15 protein-coding genes are annotated in these 19,873 nt (G+C 72.3%); 7 read left to right on the top strand and 8 right to left on the bottom strand.

Translation table 11 applies throughout. The annotated features are described in order from the left end of the window. The first annotated feature begins 3 nt into the window (after window positions 1-3). Window positions 4-450 carry a pyridoxamine 5'-phosphate oxidase family protein gene (locus ACIRRH_RS10775; RefSeq protein ID WP_403065520.1) on the top strand — a complete coding sequence of 149 codons (447 nt, stop codon included), beginning with the start codon at window positions 4-6 and terminating at the stop codon, window positions 448-450. Between the two features lie 246 nt (window positions 451-696). Here the strand turns inward: ACIRRH_RS10775 and ACIRRH_RS10770 are convergent, their stop codons facing one another. Both ACIRRH_RS10770 and ACIRRH_RS10765 read right to left on the bottom strand, forming a co-directional pair. Beyond that, window positions 697-1,332 carry a hypothetical protein gene (locus ACIRRH_RS10770; protein ID WP_403064809.1) on the bottom strand — a complete coding sequence of 212 codons (636 nt, stop codon included), beginning with the start codon at window positions 1,330-1,332 and terminating at the stop codon, window positions 697-699. 53 nt (window positions 1,333-1,385) lie between these two features. Next, window positions 1,386-1,622 (bottom strand): universal stress protein, encoded by a 237-nt coding sequence (locus ACIRRH_RS10765; RefSeq protein ID WP_403065517.1) that lies wholly within the window; start codon window positions 1,620-1,622, stop codon window positions 1,386-1,388. 558 nt (window positions 1,623-2,180) lie between these two features. Here ACIRRH_RS10765 and ACIRRH_RS10760 point away from each other — a divergent pair. Genes ACIRRH_RS10760 through ACIRRH_RS10740 form a run of 5 tightly spaced genes read left to right on the top strand, consistent with a single transcriptional unit; the run spans window position 2,181 to window position 7,650 of the window. Beyond that, entirely contained in the window at window positions 2,181-3,593 is a 1,413-nt protein-coding gene (locus ACIRRH_RS10760; protein ID WP_403065514.1) for an amino acid permease, read from the top strand. 19 nt (window positions 3,594-3,612) lie between these two features. Continuing rightward, entirely contained in the window at window positions 3,613-4,836 is a 1,224-nt protein-coding gene (locus tag ACIRRH_RS10755; protein WP_403064806.1) for an arginine deiminase, read from the top strand. Window positions 4,837-4,855: 19 nt separating this feature from the next. Beyond that, window positions 4,856-5,860: an ornithine carbamoyltransferase gene (argF, locus tag ACIRRH_RS10750; RefSeq protein ID WP_403064803.1), complete on the top strand. Its 1,005-nt coding sequence runs from the start codon at window positions 4,856-4,858 to the stop codon at window positions 5,858-5,860. 2 nt (window positions 5,861-5,862) lie between these two features. Then, window positions 5,863-6,858, top strand: a complete 996-nt coding sequence (locus ACIRRH_RS10745) for a carbamate kinase (protein WP_403064801.1) — start codon at window positions 5,863-5,865, stop codon at window positions 6,856-6,858. A 21-nt stretch (window positions 6,859-6,879) separates the two neighbouring features. After that, the gene (locus ACIRRH_RS10740; RefSeq protein WP_403064798.1) at window positions 6,880-7,650 is read left to right on the top strand and encodes a sigma 54 modulation/S30EA ribosomal C-terminal domain-containing protein; all 771 of its coding nucleotides are present in this window, start codon (window positions 6,880-6,882) and stop codon (window positions 7,648-7,650) included. A gap of 114 nt (window positions 7,651-7,764) precedes the next feature. Here ACIRRH_RS10740 and ACIRRH_RS10735 read toward each other — a convergent pair whose 3' ends face one another. Both ACIRRH_RS10735 and ACIRRH_RS10730 read right to left on the bottom strand, forming a co-directional pair. Then, the gene (locus ACIRRH_RS10735; protein ID WP_403064795.1) at window positions 7,765-8,856 is read right to left on the bottom strand and encodes a sensor histidine kinase; all 1,092 of its coding nucleotides are present in this window, start codon (window positions 8,854-8,856) and stop codon (window positions 7,765-7,767) included. Then, window positions 8,846-9,511 (bottom strand): response regulator transcription factor, encoded by a 666-nt coding sequence (locus ACIRRH_RS10730; protein WP_403064792.1) that lies wholly within the window; start codon window positions 9,509-9,511, stop codon window positions 8,846-8,848. The genes ACIRRH_RS10735 and ACIRRH_RS10730 overlap by 11 nt, the downstream gene beginning before the upstream one ends. Window positions 9,512-9,939: 428 nt before the next feature. Here ACIRRH_RS10730 and ACIRRH_RS10725 point away from each other — a divergent pair, with 428 nt between their 5' ends. Beyond that, the gene (locus tag ACIRRH_RS10725; RefSeq protein ID WP_403064789.1) at window positions 9,940-14,643 is read left to right on the top strand and encodes a multicopper oxidase domain-containing protein; all 4,704 of its coding nucleotides are present in this window, start codon (window positions 9,940-9,942) and stop codon (window positions 14,641-14,643) included. Between the two features lie 149 nt (window positions 14,644-14,792). On the opposite strand, the gene ACIRRH_RS10720 is transcribed toward ACIRRH_RS10725, so the two are convergent. The 4 genes from ACIRRH_RS10720 to ACIRRH_RS10705 form a co-directional block, all read right to left on the bottom strand. After that, window positions 14,793-15,821 (bottom strand): alkaline phosphatase family protein, encoded by a 1,029-nt coding sequence (locus tag ACIRRH_RS10720; RefSeq protein WP_403065511.1) that lies wholly within the window; start codon window positions 15,819-15,821, stop codon window positions 14,793-14,795. Beyond that, window positions 15,739-16,605, bottom strand: coding sequence for a hypothetical protein (locus tag ACIRRH_RS10715; RefSeq protein ID WP_403064786.1), 867 nt, complete (start codon window positions 16,603-16,605; stop codon window positions 15,739-15,741). The genes ACIRRH_RS10720 and ACIRRH_RS10715 overlap by 83 nt, the downstream gene beginning before the upstream one ends. Window positions 16,606-16,830: 225 nt before the next feature. Further along, window positions 16,831-17,676 (bottom strand): alkaline phosphatase family protein, encoded by an 846-nt coding sequence (locus ACIRRH_RS10710; protein WP_403064783.1) that lies wholly within the window; start codon window positions 17,674-17,676, stop codon window positions 16,831-16,833. A 42-nt stretch (window positions 17,677-17,718) separates the two neighbouring features. Continuing rightward, window positions 17,719-19,839: an alpha-galactosidase gene (locus tag ACIRRH_RS10705; RefSeq protein WP_403064780.1), complete on the bottom strand. Its 2,121-nt coding sequence runs from the start codon at window positions 19,837-19,839 to the stop codon at window positions 17,719-17,721. Window positions 19,840-19,873 lie beyond the last annotated feature (34 nt).

The following is a 19,873-nucleotide window of genomic DNA, read 5'->3' as shown; positions in this document are numbered from 1 at the left end:
CACATGGCGCCGCTGGAACGGAAGGAGTGCCTGCGTCTGCTCGCCGGCGTGCCGCTCGGCCGGGTCGTCTTCACCAAGGACGCCCTGCCGGCCATCCGGCCGGTCAACCACGTCGTCGCCGACGGCGCGATCATCATCCGCACCCACGAGGGCGCCGCCCTGACCGGCGTCGCGGGCGCACCCGGCGTGCCCGGCCCGGTCGTCGCGTACGAGGCCGACGCCATCGACCTCGACACCCACCTGGGGTGGAGCGTCGTCGCCACCGGCTACGCGGAGCTCGTCACCGACCCGGCCGAGCTGCGGCGCTACGAGGAGTTGGTCGTCCCCTGGGTGGACGCCACGATGCACCATGTCGTGCGCATCCGCCCCGAGCTCGTCACCGGCTTCCTCCTCACCGCCGGACCCAAGGCGGGCAGCGCCACCCGGCACCGGCCCGGCCACCTGGCGTAGGGCCCGTCCGACCCGCGACCGCGGGAAGGGGAACGGCTCCCGGTCCTGATGGGGCGCGGCGCCAGGAGGTCCGCCACGGCTGACGGTCGTGGCCGGCCGGGGCGGCGCATGCGGCGGTGGGGAGGTCCCGGTGACGGGGCCGGTGGCGTCGTTGTCGACGGCTGTTCGGACATGGTGCCGTCCCCATCCGGATGCCGGGGGTCGGGTGCCGCCGGTGTGGTTCGTCCGCGGACGCGGCCGGTGGTGTCAGCCCGCCCGGTTGTCGCGTGGGGTGCGGCCGCTCCAGAGGGGCTCCAGAAGCCCCCAGGAGTGCTGCCAGGCCTGGTCGGCCCGGCGGTCGAGGACCATCAGGCGGATGCTGAGGCCGGCGATGACGAGAGCGGTGAGGCCGCCGAACGCGAGGAGCCCGAGGCAGGCCGCTTCGGCGGCGGCATGGATCGTCCCGGGAGGGGCGGGGACGGGCCGGCCGGTGTCGTCGACCCGGATCCCGACGGCCGAACCGGGGACGGTGCTGCGGGGAACGGCAACGGTTCCGGTGTTGCTGCGGCCGTCGGGGGAGGTCCATACGGCGTCGGCCTCGTACCGCGCCCTTCCGGTGCCGGGCTCGATCCGCCGGTGTGCCGGGGTGAGCGCGACCGCCTGGACGCCGTGCAGGCGGCCGGCCGTCACGGAGTCCCGGTGCCGGGCCGAGACGAAGTCGGCCGTCGCCGCACCGGCGCAGCAGGGCAGGGCCAGGCCGATGCCGAGCGCGGCCAGCAGCAGGGCCCGGCTGCGTGAGCGGTCGATCGGGCGGACCAACGGGTTGCCGCCCCGCCGGAAGGCCTGCCGCAGGTGGTTGCGCAAGCGCGGGACCGGACCGGGCGGCCCGTAAACGGCGGTCATGTCGGTACTCCTTCTCCAACTGCCGGGTGGACGGCGGCGGGTGCGGTCCGTTCTCACGGATGGGGGACCACGGCCACCGGGGCGGTGGAGTGATGGAGCACGGCGTGGGCGACGGGTCCGAGCAGCATGCCGAGGCGATGACGGCGCTCGCGCCGGCCGATGACGACCAGCTCGGCACCGGCGGCCGCCGCGTCCAGGACGGCCTTCGCCCCGCCGCCGAGCCGGACGTCCTCGACGACCGCCACGCCCGGATGCCTCCTGCGGTGGTCCGCGAGGTGCTGTGAGAGCAGGGCCGCCTCCGTGCCCCCCGGGCCGCTGGGCCTGCGCTGCCGCCCACATGGCGGCGCTCTCGCTCCGCGGTGAGCCGTCGAGGCCGGCCAGGACGTGTCGCGTCGTCACGGATGCTCCCTTGAGGTCGGGTCGAGGGCCGGGCACGACCGTCGCCCGGTGAGCACCAATCTCCCGTCGGGCCCTGCGGAACCCCAGGGCCGGACGGAACCTGTCGGTGGGCCGGTGGTCCCGACAGCGACGAATCCGGCAGCACGTCAAGCGGCGTACGACGTGCGCCGGTGCGCGCCACGGTCCGGGGCCCCAGGACCATCGGGCGGGGAAACCGGGACCGCCGGTGCGGGGAGCGGGACCGTTGGCCCATGGGATGCGCCGCTCGCCGGTTCGAGGATCTTCAACGACGGGCCACGACGCGAACGGGGCCCGTCCACCCGGTTGAGCATCTGGCGAAGGAGCCTGTGATGTCCGTAGACGACCGCGGAAGACCACCGGCGAGCACGCCGGAGGACGGCCCGCAGGGGCGGAGCACGTCCTTCGGGCTGCCGGCGGCGACGGCGCTGGTGGTGGGCAGCATCATCGGCACCGGCGTGTTCGCACTGCCGTCGGCGCTCGCGCCGTACGGGCCGGTCGCGCTGGTGGCGTTCGTGCTGGTGACCATCGGGGCGCTGGCGCTGGCAGTGACCTTCGGGCGGCTGTCGGAGCGGGTGCCGGGCAGTGGCGGGCCGTACGTCTACGCCCGCGAGGCGTTCGGCGAGTTCGCGGGCTTCCTGACCGCCTGGTCGTACTGGATCACCGCCTGGGCCGGGAACGCGGCCATCGCGGTGGCCTGGGTCGGCTACGTCGAGGTGTTCGTCAACAAGGGCCACCACACCGGGGCTTCGATCGCGATCGCCCTGGCGGGCCTGTGGCTGCCGGCGATCGTGAACCTGGCCGGCGTGCGCAGCATCGGGGCCTTCCAGGTGGTCACCACGGTGCTGAAGTTCCTTCCGCTGGCCTTCATGGCCACGGCCGGGCTGCTGTTCGTGAAGTCCGGCAACTTCGGGGCCTTCAACGCCAGTGGCGGCTCGGCACTGGGCGCGGTCTCGGCGGCCGGGGCGATCGCGCTGTTCAACTACATCGGCCTGGAGACCGCCTCGGTGGCGGCCGGGCGGGTGCGGGACCCGAAGCGCAACGTGCCCCGGGCCACGGTGTACGGGACCCTGGCCTGCGCGGCGATCTACCTGCTCGGCACCCTGGCCGTGTTCGGCACCGTCCCGCACGCGCAACTCGGCTCCTCCGTGGCGCCGTTCACGGACGCGATGAACAGCATCGCGGGCGGCACCTGGGCCGGGAACCTGGTCGCCGTCGCCGCGATCGTCTCCGGGCTCGGGGCGCTGAACGGCTGGACGATGATCTGCGCGGAGATGCCGATGGCCGCCGCCCGCGACGGCCTGTTCCCGGCAGCCTTCGCCGGCACCCGCGGCCGCGGCGAGACACCCGTCTTCGGCATCGTCTCGGCGACGGTCCTCGCGTCGGTGCTCACCGTGATCAGCTACACCCGCTTCACCCAGGTGTTCACCGAGATCGTGCTGCTGAGCGTGCTCACCGCCGTGATCCCGTACCTGGCCTCGGCCGCCGCCCAGCTGTACTGGCTGGTGAGGCGCGGCCGGGAGGAGCTGGACCGGCGCCGCTTCGCCCGGGACGTCGCCGTCACCGTCCTGGCGCTGGCCTTCTCGTACTGGTCGATCCAGGGCAGCGGCTACCAGACCGTCTACTACGGCCTGTTCACCGTCCTGCTCGGCATCCCGGTCTACATCTGGCTCAAGCGACCGCACGCCCGACCCGCCACGGCGGCTGCCATCGGCACCGCCGCCCCGGTCACCCGCACCGGGCCGGCCCGCCACGAGCCGCCGCTGAAGGCGGCCCGCACCGCCCGGCCCGTCGGCCTTCCGACCATCCTGCGCCGCGCGCTGACCCCGCGCCACCCCCACTGAACTCCGAGGAGCGCCACCGATGTCCACCCTGCGTGTCGATTCCGAAGCCGGCCGCCTGCACCAGGTGATCCTGCACCGACCGGGCCTGGAGCTGGCCCGGCTGACCCCGCGCAACGTCGACGAGCTGCTGTTCGACGACATCCTGTGGGCCAAGCGCGCCCGCGAGGAGCACGACGCCTTCGCCCAGGTGCTGCGCGACCACGGCGTGCGCGTGCACCACTACGCCGACCTGCTCGCCGAGACCCTCGACCTGGCCCCCGCCCGGTCCTGGCTGCTCGGCCAGGTGGCCACCCCGGCCATCGTCGGCCCCGCCCTGGTCGAGCCGCTGCGCGAGCTGAGCGAACAACTCGACGGCGCCACGCTCGCCGAGTACCTGATCGGCGGCGTCCTCAAGGACGACCTGCCGCTGAAGAGCCCGCACAGCCTGCACTGGCACACCCTCGGTGACCAGGACTTCGCCCTGGCGCCGCTGCCCAACCACCTCTTCCCGCGCGACAACTCCTGCTGGATCGGCGCCCGGTACAGCCTCAACCCGATGGCGAAGCCGGCCCGCCGGCGGGAGACCCTGCACACCGCCGCGATCTACCGCTTCCACCCGCTGTTCGCCGAGACCGCACCCCCGCTGTTCGACGGCACCACCACCGCGCCGGGGCTCAGCGTGGAGGGCGGAGACGTCCACGTGATCGCCCCGGGCGTCGTCATGGTCGGCATGGGAGAGCGCACCACCGCACCGGCGGTCGAGAACCTCGCCCAGCAACTGTTCCTGACCAACACCGCGCACCGGCTGATCGCCGTGCGGCTGCCGGAGAGCCGGGCGTTCATGCACCTGGACACCGTCATGACGATGATCGACCGGGACACCTTCGCGCTCTACCCGGGCCTGGCCCACCAGTTGCGCTCGTGGACCCTCACCCCCGCCCCCGAGCGGGCGGCCGGCTTCGACGTACGGACCGACACCGACCTCGCCGCCTCGCTCGCCGAGGCCCTCGGCCTGGACAAGGTCCGCTTCCTGTCCGCCGACCAGGACGCCCGCGCCGCCGAGCGCGAGCAGTGGGACGACGGCAGCAACTTCCTCGCCCTCGAACCCGGGGTCGTCGTCGGCTACGAGCGCAACACCACCACCAACACCTACCTGCGCAAGCAGGGCATCGAGATCGTCACCATCGCGGGCTCCGAGCTCGGCCGTGGCCGCGGCGGCCCGCGCTGCATGAGCTGCCCCATCCAGCGCGAGCCCGCCAACTGACCGGCAAGGAGAACCCGCCATGACCGTCGACCTCAACGGCCGCCACTACCTGCGCGAACTCGACTTCACCGCCGCCGAGATCCACCACCTCCTCGACCTCGCCACCGAGCTGAAGGCCGCCCGGCGCGCGGGCACCGAAACGCCCCGGCTGACCGGCCGCAGGATCGCCCTGATCTTCGAGAAGAACTCCACCCGGACCCGCTGCGCCTTCGAGGTCGCGGCGGCCGACCAGGGCGCCATGACCACCTACCTGGGCCCGGACGGGTCGCACATCGGCCACAAGGAGACCGTCGCCGACACCGCCCGGGTCCTCGGCCGGATGTACGACGGCATCGAGTACCGCGGCTTCGACCAGGACGCCGTCACCGAACTCGCCCGCCACGCCGGCGTCCCCGTGTACAACGGCCTGACCGACCAGTGCCACCCCACGCAGAGCCTGTGCGACGTCTTCACCATGCGCGAGCACAGCGGAAAGCCGGTGGAGGAGATCTCCTTCTGCTACCTCGGTGACGCCCGCAACAACACCGCCAACTCCCTTCTCATGATGGGAAGTCTGCTCGGCATGGACGTGCGCGTCGCCGCTCCGCGCGAGCTGTGGCCCGACCCGCTGCTGGTCGACGAATGCCGGCGGCTCGCCCAGGACAGCGGCGCCCGGATCACCCTCAGCGACGAGGTCGAGGAGGCCGTGCGCGGCGCGGACTACCTCTACACCGACGTGTGGGTGTCCATGGGCGAGGACCACGCCCAGTGGTCCGAGCGGATCGCCCGGCTGCTGCCGTACCAGGTCAACGCCAAGACGATGGCGGCGACCGGCAGGGCGGACACCGCCTTCCTGCACTGCCTGCCCGCCCTGCACGACCGCCGCACCGACCTCGGCGCCGAACTCGCCGAGGAACACGGGCTCGACGGCCTCGAAGTCACCGACGAGGTCTTCGAGTCGCCCGCCTCGCTGGTCTTCGACCAGGCCGAGAACCGCATGCACACCATCAAGGCGGTCCTCGTCGCCACCCTGGGGAGGAAGTGACCATGCGCATCGTCGCCGCCCTCGGCGGGAACGCCCTGCTCCAGCGGGGCGAGCACCCCGATGCCGCCGTCCAGCAGCACCACGTCCACGACGCTGCCCGATCGCTCGCCGAACTCGTCACCGCCGGGCACGAGGTGGTGATCACCCACGGCAACGGTCCGCAGATCGGCCTGCTCGCCGAGGAGAGCGAGGCCGACCCGGCGCTCACCGTGCCGTACCCGCTGGACGTCCTCGGAGCCCAGACCCAGGGCATGATCGGGACCCTGCTCGTCCGCGAGCTCACGGACCGGCTGCCGGGCCGCGCCGTCACCGCACTGGTGACCCACACCGAGGTCGACCCCCACGATCCCGCCTTCCGACGGCCGGGCAAGTTCATCGGCGGGCAACTCACCGACCAGCAGGCCAGGACGATGGAGACCGAGCGCGGCTGGACCACCGCGCGCGACGGCGCGCGACTGCGCCGCGTGGTTCCCTCCCCGCAGCCGAAGGCGATCGTCGAGGTACCGGCCGTCCGCACCCTGCTGGCGACCGGCGCCGTGGTGATCGCCGCCGGGGGCGGAGGCATCCCGGTGACCCGCGACCCGTACACCGGCCGGCTGCGCGGCGTCGAAGCGGTCGTGGACAAGGACCTCACCGCCGCCCTGCTCGCCCGACAGCTCGACGCCGACGCACTGTTGATCCTCACCGACGTCACCCACGTGTTCACCCACTACGGCACGGCCCACCCCGGCCCGCTGGTCACCGCCACCCCCGAGCGGCTGCGCGCACTGGACCTGCCCGAGGGCTCGATGCGGCCCAAGGCCGACGCCGCCGCCACCTTCGCCGAGCAGACAGGCCGGATCGCCGCCATCGGCCCGCTGGACAACGCGCTGGGCACGCTCCTCGGCACCACCGGCACCACCGTCCGGACCGCCCCCGCAGGAGCGAAGCCGGAGCACGAGGTCCTGCCGGCCGGAACTGCGGCCCACGACCCCGCCGAAACGCACACCACGGTCTGACGCACCAGGAAGGGAACCACGATGAACCGACTGCAGACCCGACCCGCCCCCGCCATCACGGTGACGACCCGCGGTGAGGTCACCCTGGCCGCGCCCGACTACGCCCGGACGAAGCTGCTCGCCGTCCTGGAGAAGCTCGACGAACCGGTCCTCGCCGTCCGGGTGAAGCTCACCCAGGAGCCCAACCACGCCGTGGCCAAGCCGTCGACCGCCCAGGCCACGCTCGACCTGAACGGCCGGCCCGTGCGCGCCCACGTCGCCGCCGCCACCATGCAGGAAGCCGTCGACCTGCTCCAGGACCGGCTGAACGCCAGGATCGCCCGGGTCCGGACCCACCACCGGCACCACCGCCAGCACGCCGAGCGGCCCGTCGCCGGGCAGGAACACCGGCCGCAGCGCCGGGTGCTGGACGCCGAGGAGCGCCGCATCGTGCGGCACAAGAGCTACAGCTTCACGCGTCAGACCACGTGGGCGGCGGTGTTCGACCTGGACGCGATGGACTACGACTTCCACCTGTACACCGACGCGGTGACGGGCTGCGACAGCGTCGTCCACCACGACGAGGCGACGGGGGACTACCGGATCGCGTCGGCCGGAACGGCGCCGGAGACCGAGCCGGGCATCTCGGTGAGCACCGACGCGGTGCCCGAACTGACCGTCGCCGGCGCCGTCTCGCGGCTCGACCTCAGTGGCCTGCCGTTCGTCTTCTTCACCAACAGCGAGACCGGGCGCGGCAACGTCCTGTACCACCGGTACGACGGCCACTACGGCGTCATCACTCCCGCGGACTAGGGAACGAGGGGCGGGGCCCGGTCGGTCGCGGTGGCCCGACCGGGCCCCGGTGGGCCGGAGGTCCCGCTGGCCCGGGCCCGCCGGGCCCTTCGCAACCCCGCATGCGGGCCGGGTTCAGGCGGACTCCTCGACCTGAACCCCTCGCAGGCGCGACCGCCCTGACGGACCGGCCGGTGCCGGCCTCGGCTCGGCCGCCGACGGGTGCGACGGCAAAGCCATCCGGAGCAGCGAACCGCTCGGCGGCTCGGAGACCACGGTGAGGCCACCGCCATGGCCCTCGACGACGGCGCGCACGATCGCCAGGCCGAGCCCGGTGCCGGGGCGGCCCGACGACCGGGGCCGGCCGCTCCCGTCGTCGGCCTGCGACCGGGCGAATCCGATGCCCGTGTCCTCCACCTCGACCACGGCACCGTCGCGGGTCGCGCGACAGCGCAGCGCGATGGTGTCCCCGTCCACGGTGAACTTCACGGCGTTCTCCACCAGGGCGTCGAGGGCGGCCTCAAGCCGGGACTCGTCGCCCTCGACCAGGACGGACGGCGCGTCCAGGCGCCAGTCACGGTCCGAGGCCGGCCGCCACCGCTGGACCGTCCGCCGCAGGAGGGCGCCGAGGTCGACGGGGGCCCACTCGAACGTGGTGGGCTCGTAGGCGTCGGCCAGGACGAGCAGCCGGCCGGCGAGGCCGCCGAGCTTGTCCAGCTCGTCCAGCACGACGTCGAGGTCGTCCCTGCTCTCCGGGGTCGACAGCTCGTTGCGGACCATCTCCGCGTAGCAGCGGGCCACCGTGACTGGCGTGCGCATCTCGTGCGAGCAGTTGCGCACGAACAGCTCCTTGACCTCCTGGGCGCGGCGCTCGCGCTCGACGAGGTTCTGGGTCTGCGCGAGGGCGGCGGCCCGCCGTCGGACGTGCCAGACCATGCTGAGGAAGACCATCGCCATCAGCGGGACCTCGGCGAGTTCGTCCCACTCGGCGTGGCCCTCCGCGATGAACCGGCTCAGTGCGGTACCCGTGACCAGGGTGACCACGGTCAGCACGGCGGACGTGCGACGGGCCGACCAGCTCTGGAAGCCGTAGACGATGGACATGCTGATCCACACCAGGTGGAACACCACGGTTTCGAGGGCGGGTTCGACGAGCAGCAGCAGCTGGCTGCACCCGGCGAACAGCACCCAGCCGGCGAAGACCAGCCGCCTGCGGTCAGCCGGCACTGAAGGCGTACCCGACATTGCGCACCGTCTCGATGACCGGCCGGGGCACCTTGCCGCGGATCCGGCGGACCGTCGCGTCGACCACGTTGCTCCCGAGGTCGTCGGTGTAGCCCCAGACGCTCGCGAGGAGTTCACGCCGGCTGCACACCTCCCCGGCTCGCCGCATCAGGTGACCGAGCAGCATGAACTCGCGGTGCGACAGGGGAACTTCCCTCCCGCCGAGGCTGAGCGCCTGCCGTTCGAGGTCGAGCGTGACCTCCCCGACGTGAAGCCACCGCTGGGACATGCCGGTGGAGGGCGTACGGAGCCTGGTCCGGACGCGCTCCACCAGCTCCGCGGTCGCGAAGGGCTTGCCGAGGAAGTCGACGGCCCCGAGCTGGAGGCAGCGGACCCTGGTGGCGACGTCCATCACGGCGGACAGGACGAGGACCCGCTGATCGGGCTTCCGGTCGAAGGCGCGCCGCATCACCTCGAACCCGTCGAACCCGGGCAGCATGAGATCGAGCACGACCAGGTCGAACTCGCCGCCCCGCAGGCGGTCCACGGCGTCCGGACCGGACTCCGCGGCGTCGATGACGTGACCGTCCGCTTCCAGCGTGCGTTTGAGATAGGCACGTAGCCGCGCCTCGTCCTCGACGACCAACAGCCGGGCCATGGTGGGCTACCGTCTCCTCCCCTGCCGCTCTCGCCCCCGGGCTGTCATCTGCGGCTGCGTCGGATCCTACAAGTGCCGAACCCGTCATTCCACAAACGATCCGGCGAAGGCGTCGGGATCGACCCGGTTTGCCGCCCTGCGGCAGCAGGTGCTGTGACGGTGCGTCAGTATCCGTGCGCACCGGGCGAGGGCGTGCCCGGCGCACCGGCGTCCCGGGTGGCCCGGCCTCGTGGCGCCCGTCATGACAGCCGGATGAGAGACCTGTCATCTTCGCCCCCGTTCCCGGCGGCCGGCCACAGGCTTGTCGCGCGCGCGTCACCGGTCGGCGGCAAGGGCTCGTGCCCTCGGTCTGGCCGCCTCCCGGTGGGCCAAGCGATCCGGACCCGAGCGCGCAAGCGGGCGCAGGTCGCCAAGGAAAGAGGAAAGACGTGTTCACCAAACAGGTAGTGAGAGCGCTGCTGAAACCGAGACGGGGCACCATCGCTCTGGTCGGCGTCGGGACGATGGTGGCGGCCTTGCTGGGGCTGCCGCCGTCGCCGCTCCAGCCGATACCGGAGGCTGCCGCGAGCGGGTCGGGCAGCGCGACGGACGAGACGAAGGCACCGCACTACTTCGGCCCGTGGCCGAACTGGGCCAACAGCCCGCTGACCCTGTCGAAGGCCAAGGTGTCCATCGCGTCCACCACGATGTCGGCGGGAAACCCGCTGGTCGACCGGGCGTACGCGACGGACTTCGCGACACCGCCGGGCGCGCTGGGGCCGGTGCTCGTCGTCCTGGGCGGCTCTCCGCTGCCCGCCGGCACCCTCAAGAGCTTCCAGACCTGGAACCAGACCAAGCCGGGGGGCAGCCCCTCGGCCTCCGAGGGGGGCCTCTTCCACGCCTACGTCCTGCGGCCGACGGGCACACCGGACACGTACACCGTCGTGGCCGACAGCGGGCTGAAGACGGTGCCCAAGCCGGCCGCGGCGGCCGGAGAGGTCGCGACCTACGAGGTCCCCGACGTCGCCGTGCAGGACGGCGACGTCATCGGCTTCTACGGTCAGGGCATCCCGGTCGACACCGGTCTCGGCTCCGCCACCGACGCCTTCGTGTACCCGGCCGGCGTCGACAGCACCACGACTCCGCCGGCCAACGTGCCCCCGGCCGCGGGCGGCACGGTGACGCTGGGTTCGACCGTCTACCCGCGCTACCCGGCGCAGGACCGGCAGTACTCCTTCGGAGCGCAGGTGATCCCGGCGAGCACCGGGCTCGGCGCCACGGCGACGGCCACAGTGGACCCGCAGACCGGCGGCATCTCCGGCATCGAGGTGACCTCCCCGGGGCGGCACTACGTCGCGGGCGCGACCTCGGTCACCATCGAGGGCGGCACCACGGCGGCGACCGCGAAGGCCACCGTCAAGGCGACCGGGGCCGTGGTCGGCCTCACGGTCGACGCGGGCGGCAGCGGCTACGGCGGCTTCGCGGTCGGCATCACCGGCGGCGGTGGCAACGGTGCCACCGCGACGGCCTCCGGCGGGGTGGACGCCGTGACGGTCACGGACGGCGGGGCCGGTTACACCATGCCGACGGTCGACTTCGACCTTCCCGACGACCCGAACGGCACGGTGGCCAAGGGCCACGTCGACCCGGCCGATCTCACCGCCGACGGCAACGTCACCAAGGTGACTGTCGACGAGCCCGGCAGCGGCTACAGCAGCGCACCCGGCGTGGTGATCCGCAACGGGACGCTCGCCGACCCGATCAACGGCGCGACGAAGGCGGCGGCCGCCGCCGGCCTGAAACTGGTCGCGGTCAAACTGGACAAGGTCGGCTCCGACTACACCGCAGCGCCCGCCGTCACCATCACCGACCCGACGGGCAGGGGCGGCACCGGGGCGGCGGCGAAGGCCGTGACGGACACCGGAGCGATCAGTGGGATCGAGGTCACCGGCCCGGGGGCCGGCTACCTCACGGTCGGGATGAAGAAGTTCCAGGACACCCTGCCGCTGACCTGCAACCCCGGGGCGGACGGCACGGGTTGTCCCGACGTCGCACAGCTGCAGGCACCGTCGACGAAGCCGTCGGAGAAGTTCGTCCCGGTGGCCGTTCCGGAGTCCGTCACCACCAGCGGCAAGCCGGCCGACGAGTACGTCATCGGTCTCGTGCAGTACCTCACCCGGTTCTCCTCCGACCTGCCGCCGACCCTGGTGCGGGGCTACGTCCAGCTGTCGACGGACGCGGTGCCCGGCCGGAAGGTCCCGCTCTACAACGAGCTGATGGACGGCACCAGGCAGCCGCTGCCGTACACGGGTGTGACCTCGCCGCAGTGGATGGGCCCCCTCATCGCCGCGACCAAGGACCGGCCGGTGCGGATCGTGTTCCGCAACCTGCTCCCGAAGGGCGCCGACGGAGACCTGTTCCTGCCGGTGGACAGCAGCGGCATGGGCGCCGGCATGGTCCCGATGACGATGCCCCCGCCGAAGAACGACGGCACTGTCACGGACGAGGTGCGCAATCCGCAGTGCACCGACGACAAGGCCGGCTGCTTCACGGACAACCGGGCCACGCTGCACCTGCACGGCGGCGTCACGCCGTGGATCAGCGACGGCACCCCGCACCAGTGGATCACCCCGGCCGGCGAGGCCACGCAGTGGCCTCAGGGCGTCAGCGTGCAGAACGTGCCGGACATGGTGGACGGCACCGGGGCGACGCTCTGCGCCGCGAAGGACGACGGCTGCTCGACGTTCTACTACACCAACCAGCAGAGCGCCCGGCTGATGTTCTACCACGACCACACCTACGGCATCACCCGGCTGAACGTGTACGCCGGCGAGGCCGCGGGCTACACCATCACGGACGACACGGAGAAGGCGCTGGTCAACAGCGGCACGATCCCCGACGCGGCCGACACCATCCCGCTGCTCGTCCAGGACCGCACCTTCGTGCCGGACGACTCGCAGCTCAAGGACCGGAAGGACGCCACCGGCAGGACCGTCTCCTACGGTCAGGACCCCACCTGGGACACGAAGCGGTGGGGTGGCAAGGGCAGCTTCTGGTACCACCACGTCTACATGCCCGCGCAGAACCCGGGCGACCCGTCGGGCATGAGCTCGTACGGGCGCTGGATGTACGGGCCGTGGTTCTGGCCGCCGGCCGGCGACACCAGGTTCGGGCCGATCGCCAACCCGTACTACGACCCGAAGTGCAAGCTGGACGACTCGTCGACCTGGCAGTACCAGAGCGCCCCGTTCTGCGAGCCGGAGCAGATCCCCGGCACGCCGAACATCTCGATGGGCATGGAGCAGTTCAACGACACGCCCATCGTCAACGGGGTCGCCTACCCGAAGGTGACGCTCCAGCCGAAGACCTACCGGATGCGGCTGGTCAACGCCGCGAACGACCGGTTCTTCAACTTCCAGTGGTACAAGGCAGATCCGAAGCAGGGTGACGGCACCACCGAGGTGGCGCTGAACGCGGACGAGCTGGCGGCCGCGCAGACCGACCCCAACGTGTCGCCAACCCCGGCGGACGCGAACAACGACGCCGCCGGGCCGGACTGGATCCAGATCGCCGGCGAGGGCGGCTTCCTGCCGGCACCGGCCGTCATCGACGGTCAGCAGCCGACGACCTGGATCACCGACCCGACGCGCTTCGACGTCGGCAACGTGGACAAGCACTCGCTGACCGTCGCGCCGGCCGAACGCGCCGACGTGCTGGTGGACTTCTCGAAGTTCGCCGGCAAGACGCTCATCCTCTACAACGACGCACCCGCGGCCTACCCGGCACGCGTCTCCTCGTACGACTACTACACGGGTGCCCCCGACCTCACCCAGTCCGGCGGCGCACCGAAGATCCTGCCGGGGTACGGGCCCAACACCCGCACCGTGATGCAGGTGACCATCGCGAACACGGCGCCGGCTCCGACGTTCAACCTGGCGAAGCTGCAGGCGGCCTTCAGGCACCACGCGGACGGCTCGGGTGTCTTCGAGTCCGGGCAGAACCCGGTGATCGTCGGTCAGGCGGCCTACAACTCGGCGTACGGCACGAGCTTCGCCGCCAGCAGCAACTGCAACGTCAGGAACAGCACCGTCAAGACCTGCGACGGCCTGGTCCGCGTGAACGACACGTCGACGTTCGGCTTCAACACGCTCAAGGCACCGACCGCCAAGATGACGATGCCGCTGCAGCCGAAGGCCATCCACGACGAGATGAACGCGACGACGTTCGACGCCTACGGCCGGATGTCGACCAACCTCGGCGTCGAGGCCTCGCCACCGACGCCGGGGGCGCAGAACGCGACGCTGTACCCGTACGTCAACCCGCCGACCGAGCTGATCGACGGCACCGGCCTGCCCAGAGCGGACGTGAAGGTGACGCCGATCAGCACCAGCGCGGACGGGACGCAGATCTGGCGGTTCACCCACAACGGGGTGGACACCCACCCGATGCACTTCCACCTGTACGACGTGCAAGTCCTCAACAGGGTGACCTGGGACAACATCGTCATCAAACCGGACGCCAACGAGCTGGGCTGGAAGGACACGGTGCGGATGAGCCCACTGGAGGACACGATCGTCGCGCTGCGGCCGATCGTGCCGACGGTGCCGTTCGAAGTGCCGAACTCCGTCCGGCTGCTCGATCCGACGATGCCGGCCGGTGACACGTCGATGTTCCACAACGTCGATCCGCAGGGCAACCCGACGGCGGCCATCACCAACAAGCTGGTGAACTTCGGCTGGGAGTACGTCATCCACTGCCACATCCTCAGCCACGAGGAGATGGACATGATGCGGCCCCAGTTGCTGGCGCTGCCGCCGGCGAAGGCGAGCGGGCTCGCGTCGACCGTCGTGGGCACGGGCGAGAGCGCCCGGATCCGGCTGGAGTGGCAGGACGACTCGATCAACGAGACCGCCTTCCTCATCCAGCGGACGAGTGACGGCGGCGCCACGTGGGTCGACGCCGGCACGGCCGAGTCGCCCCTGGACCAGCCGAACACCCACGGGACCCGCGCCTTCGTCGACCCGACGGCATCGGTGACCACGCCGTACCTCTACCGGGTCGTCGCGCTCAACACGGTCGGGTACGGCGGCGAGTTTCCGGGCATGACGGTGAAGTCGGTCTCGGACCCGCTCCAGGTGACCCCGGCACCGTGATGCCGGAAGGGCGGGACCGTGATCACGGCTGAGTGATCACGTACGGCAGGAGGGCGGGCCGCCGGCCCGCCCTCCTGCCTCGGCCTCTCGGCTGGCGCCCGGCTCAGTGGCGGTGCGCAACTGCCTGGCCCGGCCGGTGCCAGGAGGGATCAGCCGATGGCCAGTCGGAACGGGCCGGCCAGCACCGAGTAGCCGTCGTCGGCCAGGTAGTAGGCGTCGTAGCTGCCTGCGCCGTTCAGCTTGCCGGTGGAGAAGGTGACGGCGCCGCTCTGGTTGGGCGTGTAGGACCAGGTCAGTGCGGAGCGGGAGCCGGGCGTGACGCCCGCCGGGTAGATGCCGACCCAGTTCCTGGCGCCGGCCTGGGAGGCGTTCGGCAGGGTGTGGCGGAGGGTGACGTTGCCGCCGTTGGCCACCGCGGTGAGGTCGCCGGTCAGCGTCGGTCCGGTCGCCGCGGAGGGGGCGAAGGCGGCGTTGAGCGGTGTGGCGTAGGTGTCGTTGCCGGTCAGCCCGGGCAGGCCGAGGGCGGACTCGATGGTGCGGCCGACGCTGTAGTGGTCGTAGTGCAGCGGGCTGCTGGTGCCGGCCGGGACGGTGCCCTGGGAGCCGACGACGACGGTGGCGAGGTGGTTGTAGCCCTCGTTCTGGCTCTCGTCCCACGTCAGGATGAGGAGCGAGCGCTGCTGGGTCCAGGCCGGGGAGGACAGCACGGGGGCGAGGGTCTGCTGCAGCCAGCCGTCCTGGGTCTTCAGACTGGTGGCGCTGCCGTTGCCGGAGGCCTCGCCGTCGTCGTAGTCGTCGGCGGCGATCCAGGAGAAGTTCGGTGTGGTGGCCGCGGACTCCAGGTCGGTGGTCAGCTGCGAGGTGTCGAAGAGGTGCGCCGCACAGCGGGTCGGATTGCCGCTGATGTCGGTGTAGTTGATGAACGGTGCGTCGTCGGGCATGTAGTAGCTGTCGTAGTTCTTGTTGGTGTTGCAGGGTGTGCCCATGCCCTGCTCGTAGGCCTTCCAGGTCTTGCCGGCGTCCTCGACGGTGTCGCCGAGGTTGCGCTGGGGGGAGTTGATGTTGGGCCAGTAGGTGGCGCCCTTGGCGTAGGTGTCACCGCCGGCGATGGCGAGGTAGTTCTCGTCGCTCGGGTGGTAGACGCCGTGGGAGTCGGTGAGGGTGGCGCCCCGGGACATCAGGCTGTGGATGTACGGCGTGTCCGTCGGGTCGTTCATGATCTGGGAGTAGTCCGTGTTCTCCATCATGACCATGAACACGTGGTCGTAGCCCGGCACGGCGGACGGGGGCCGTCAGCGGCGCGGGTGCGACGACCGGGGTGTCGAGGGTGAGTGAGAGGTTGTCCAGGTAGCCGGTCTCGTTCGTGGTGGAGAGGAACTGCACCTCGACCTGGATCGACCGGGTGCCGGACGGGACGGTTCCGGTGGCGTTGCGGGAGAGGAACTTGGTGCCCAGGCCGCGGTCGGTGGCGGAGACGGTCGGCAGCTTGGCGGTCGCGCCGAGCGGGCGGCCGCTGACGTCCTGGAAGTGCAGGCTGACCGCGGCGTAGCCGCCGTAGGTGGTCCAACCGCCCAGCCAGCCGGAGAGGTTGAAGTGCACTCCGCCGCCGTCGATGGCGGCGGCCGCCGAGGAGACGTCGACGGTCTGCGACATCGAGCCGTCCCCGAAGTTGCCGGGGCCGAAGAAGGCCCTGCCGGGGCTCCGGCCGTCGCCCGGCAGGCCGAAGGAGCCCGCCGAGTGGCACATGACGTCGACGCCGCCGGCCTGGACCGTCCAGCCGGGGACAGTGCCGGCGGCGCTCCAGTCGTCGGTGCAGTAACCACCGGCCTCCGCATCGCCGTTGACGATCAGGTTGCCGCTGCTGCCCGCCGCACCGGCGGAGGTGGGAGCGGCGACGACCAGCGCGCCGAGAAGGGGAAGGGTGGCGAGCAGCCCGCCGAGGGGGTTCCAGCGCAGTCGCATGGGGGGTACCTCGTCCGTTGGTGAGGGTGGGTGCCATGGCTGTTCACCATGAGCGGGGACACAGGTATCGGCCGCCGCTGTCCGGCGGAAGAACACCGGTCGAACGTGGCTGGATAACTTCGGGCCGGCGTCGTACGCCGGCGGGGCGCAGCGGGCGCCCCCGGCACCGCTCTTCCGGGACGAGACGGGGCGAGACGAGACGGGACAGGACGGTGCGGTGCGGGTTCAGGGGGTGGTGAGCGGTGTGCCGTCCAGGGACCAGTGCGGGTCGGGGGCAAGGCCGACGGCGGTGTAGACGTGGGCGGCGACGTCGGCGTGGCGGATGGTGGCGGGCGGCGTGGCCGCCGACAGGCCGGGGCCGCAGGCGGCGACCCAGGCGGTGCGTTCCTCGGGGCTGTGGCCGCCGTGGCCGCCCTCGTCGCGGTGGCCGTGGTCGGTGACGACGATGACGGTCCAGTCCTCGCGGTCGCGGCCGGGCCGGCTGCGCAGGGCGGCGGTGAGCTGTCCCAGGCGTCGGTCGGCGGTTTCCACGGCCTGCCGGTACGTGGGACCGCAGCCGTGGAAGTGGGCGGTCTCGTCGACGGCGCCGAGGTAGACGAAGCAGGCGTCCAGGTCTTCGTCGGAGCCGATGATCCGGGCGGCTTCGGCGGTGACGGCCTGGTCGCAGGCGTCCCAGCCGGCCGGGGTGTCGGCGGTGGGGGCGATGTAGCTGAGGCGGCTCGGCGCGGTGATCAGGGGGCCGCCCTGCTGGGCGAGGAACATGGGGGCCCAGCCGCCGGCGGCGAAGGTCCGGCGGCCGTGGTCGGCGGCCAGCCGGGTGGTGAAGTCGGGGAACGCGTCCAGGCGGTGCCCGCGGGGGCTGTTGCTCCACACGCCGTGCTTGGTGACGCCGACGCCGGTGAGGACGGTGGCCCAGCACGGGCCGGACATGGTGGGGGTGGCCTGGTCGATCTCGACGGGGGCGAGGAAGCCGGCTCGGGTGACGGCGTCCAGGTGGGGGGTGTCGAGCTGCGGCAGCAGGTCGAGGCGGACGCCGTCGATGCCGACGACCATGACGCAGGGGCGGTGCACGGCTGGTGGGCTCCTCGGGTCGGTGGGCGGTACGGGGCCGTGTCAGGGGCGGTGGCGGCGCAGGTGGATGAGCCGGCTCGCATAGTCGCCGGAAGGCAGGTCGAGGTCGATGCCGCGGTGGCGCAGGACGGCGCCGCTGTACCGTCGGCCGGTGTCGGCATCGAGGTAGTCGGTGTGTGCGTCGAGTGCGGGCAGGCGGAGCGCGGGGGGCTGGTGGCCGAACCGGGTGGCGGGGCGCCAGACGAGGACGGCGTGCTCGGCTCCGTCCGCGGCGGCGTAGTGGACGGCGGTGACGCCGTCCGGGGCGGACAGCCGGTACTGCCGGCCGCGCTGCACCAGGGGCCGGATCCGCTTGTAGCGGGCGACCAGGTCGGCGGCCTCGGCGAGTTCGTCCTCGCTCCAGGCGGTCAGGTCGCCGCCGAGGCCGAGGACGCCGGCCATCGCGACGTGGGCGCGGAAGCGCAGCGGGGTGGCGCGGCCGGTGGCGCCGTTCGGGCTGTCGGTGATCCATGCGGCCATGGTTGCGGCGGGGAAGAGCTGGCTGTAACCGTGCTGGATGGCGATCCGGTCGACGGGGTCGGTGTTGTCGGAGGTCCAGGCCTGGTCGGTGCGGGCCAGGATGCCGAGGTCGACGCGGCCACCGCCGCCGGCGCAGGCCTCGATCCGCAGGTGCGGGTGGTCGGCGCGCAGCCGGTCCATGATCCGGTAGACGGCGCGGGTGTGGTCGATCCAGAGCCGGTCGGGGTCGGGCCGGCCGGGCCAGGCGGCCTCGGTGAAGGCCCGGTTGGCATCCCATTTGAGCCAGTCGACGCCGTTGTCCCGGACCAGCCGGTCCAGTGTGCGCAGCGCCCAGGCCTCGACCTCGGGGCGGGCGAAGTTCAGCACCAGTTGGTGGCGCAGCTCGGTGGCGGTGCGGGTGGGGGAGTGGACCACCCAGTCGGGGTGGGCGCGGTACAGGTCGCTGTCGCGGTTGACCATCTCCGGTTCGACCCAGAGCCCGAAGGCCATGCCCAGGCGGTGCACCTCGTCGGCGAGCGGGCGCAGGCCGTCGGGGAAGGCGCCCGGGTGGGGTGTCCAGTCGCCGAGGCCGGCGCGGTCGTGCCGGCGGGCGCCGAACCAGCCGTCGTCGAGGACGAAGAGTTCGGCGCCGAGAGCGGCGGCGCGTCGGGCCAGGAGGAGCTGCCCGCGGTGGTCGACGTCGAAGTGGGTGGCTTCCCAGGAGTTGTAGACGACGGGCCGGTCGTGCGCGGCGTCGGGCAGCACGTGGGTGCGCACGTGGTCGTGCCAGGCGCGGCTGGCGGCGCCGAAGCCGTGGGAGGTGTGGAGTCCGGCGAAGATCGGCGTGGTCAGCCGCTCGCCGGGGTGCAGGGTCCAGCTGAGGCCCTCGTGGCCGAAGCCGCCGGTCCAGGTGGTCCGGCCGACCGGATCGCGGTGCACGGTGATGCGCCAACTCCCGCTCCAGGCCAGGGTGGTGCTCCAGACTTCGCCGTGCTCCTCGGTCGCGCTGCCGTCGTCGAGGGCGAGCCAGGGGCCGGCGTGGTGGCCGGTGAGGCCGCGGCGGCTGGTGAGGACGGTCTCGGCGACCGGCAGGCGGTCGCGCAGGAGCTGGAACTCGCTGTTCCAGCCGCCGACCAGGTGGCTGATCCGGTAGTCGGACAGCGGGGGGAGGGCCCAGGACGCGGAGTCCAGCCGGTCCACGGTGATCGGCCCGTCACCGGGGCCGCCGGTGTGCCGGAGCTCGGTCCAGCGTTCGATGACGTCGCTGTCCGGGCGGACGCGGTAGCAGAGCTCGGCGGCGAGCGGGAAGTGGCGGTCCGTCAGGAGGATCCGTAGTTCGCCGCCCGTGATCCGGTGGTCGGCCGGGCGCCACTGGGCGCCGCGGGTGCCGTCGGCGAACCGGACCTGGAGGCCGGCGGGGCCGAAGCGGGCGCCGCTCTGCGGGGCGAGTTCGTCGGCGGCGGCCTCGGCCTCGAAGCTGCTTCGGGCCGGGGAGTGCGGCGCGGGCAGGGTGTCGAGGGCCGCGCGGTCGAGCGGCGGGCCCCAGTACAGGTGCCGGGGGCTGCCGTCGGCGTCGACGCGCAGGGCGTAGAGGCTGTTCGGCGTGCGGAGTTCGGCGACACCGCGGGCCGGGTCGAAGGAGACGGGCGGGAGCACGGCAGGCACGGAAGGTCCCCAGGGGTACGTAGTCGGGACGCGG

The organism is Kitasatospora sp. NPDC101235 (assembly GCF_044767505.1).
Lineage (GTDB): Bacteria > Actinomycetota > Actinomycetes > Streptomycetales > Streptomycetaceae > Kitasatospora.
This window is presented reverse-complemented; position numbering and strand designations above follow the sequence as displayed.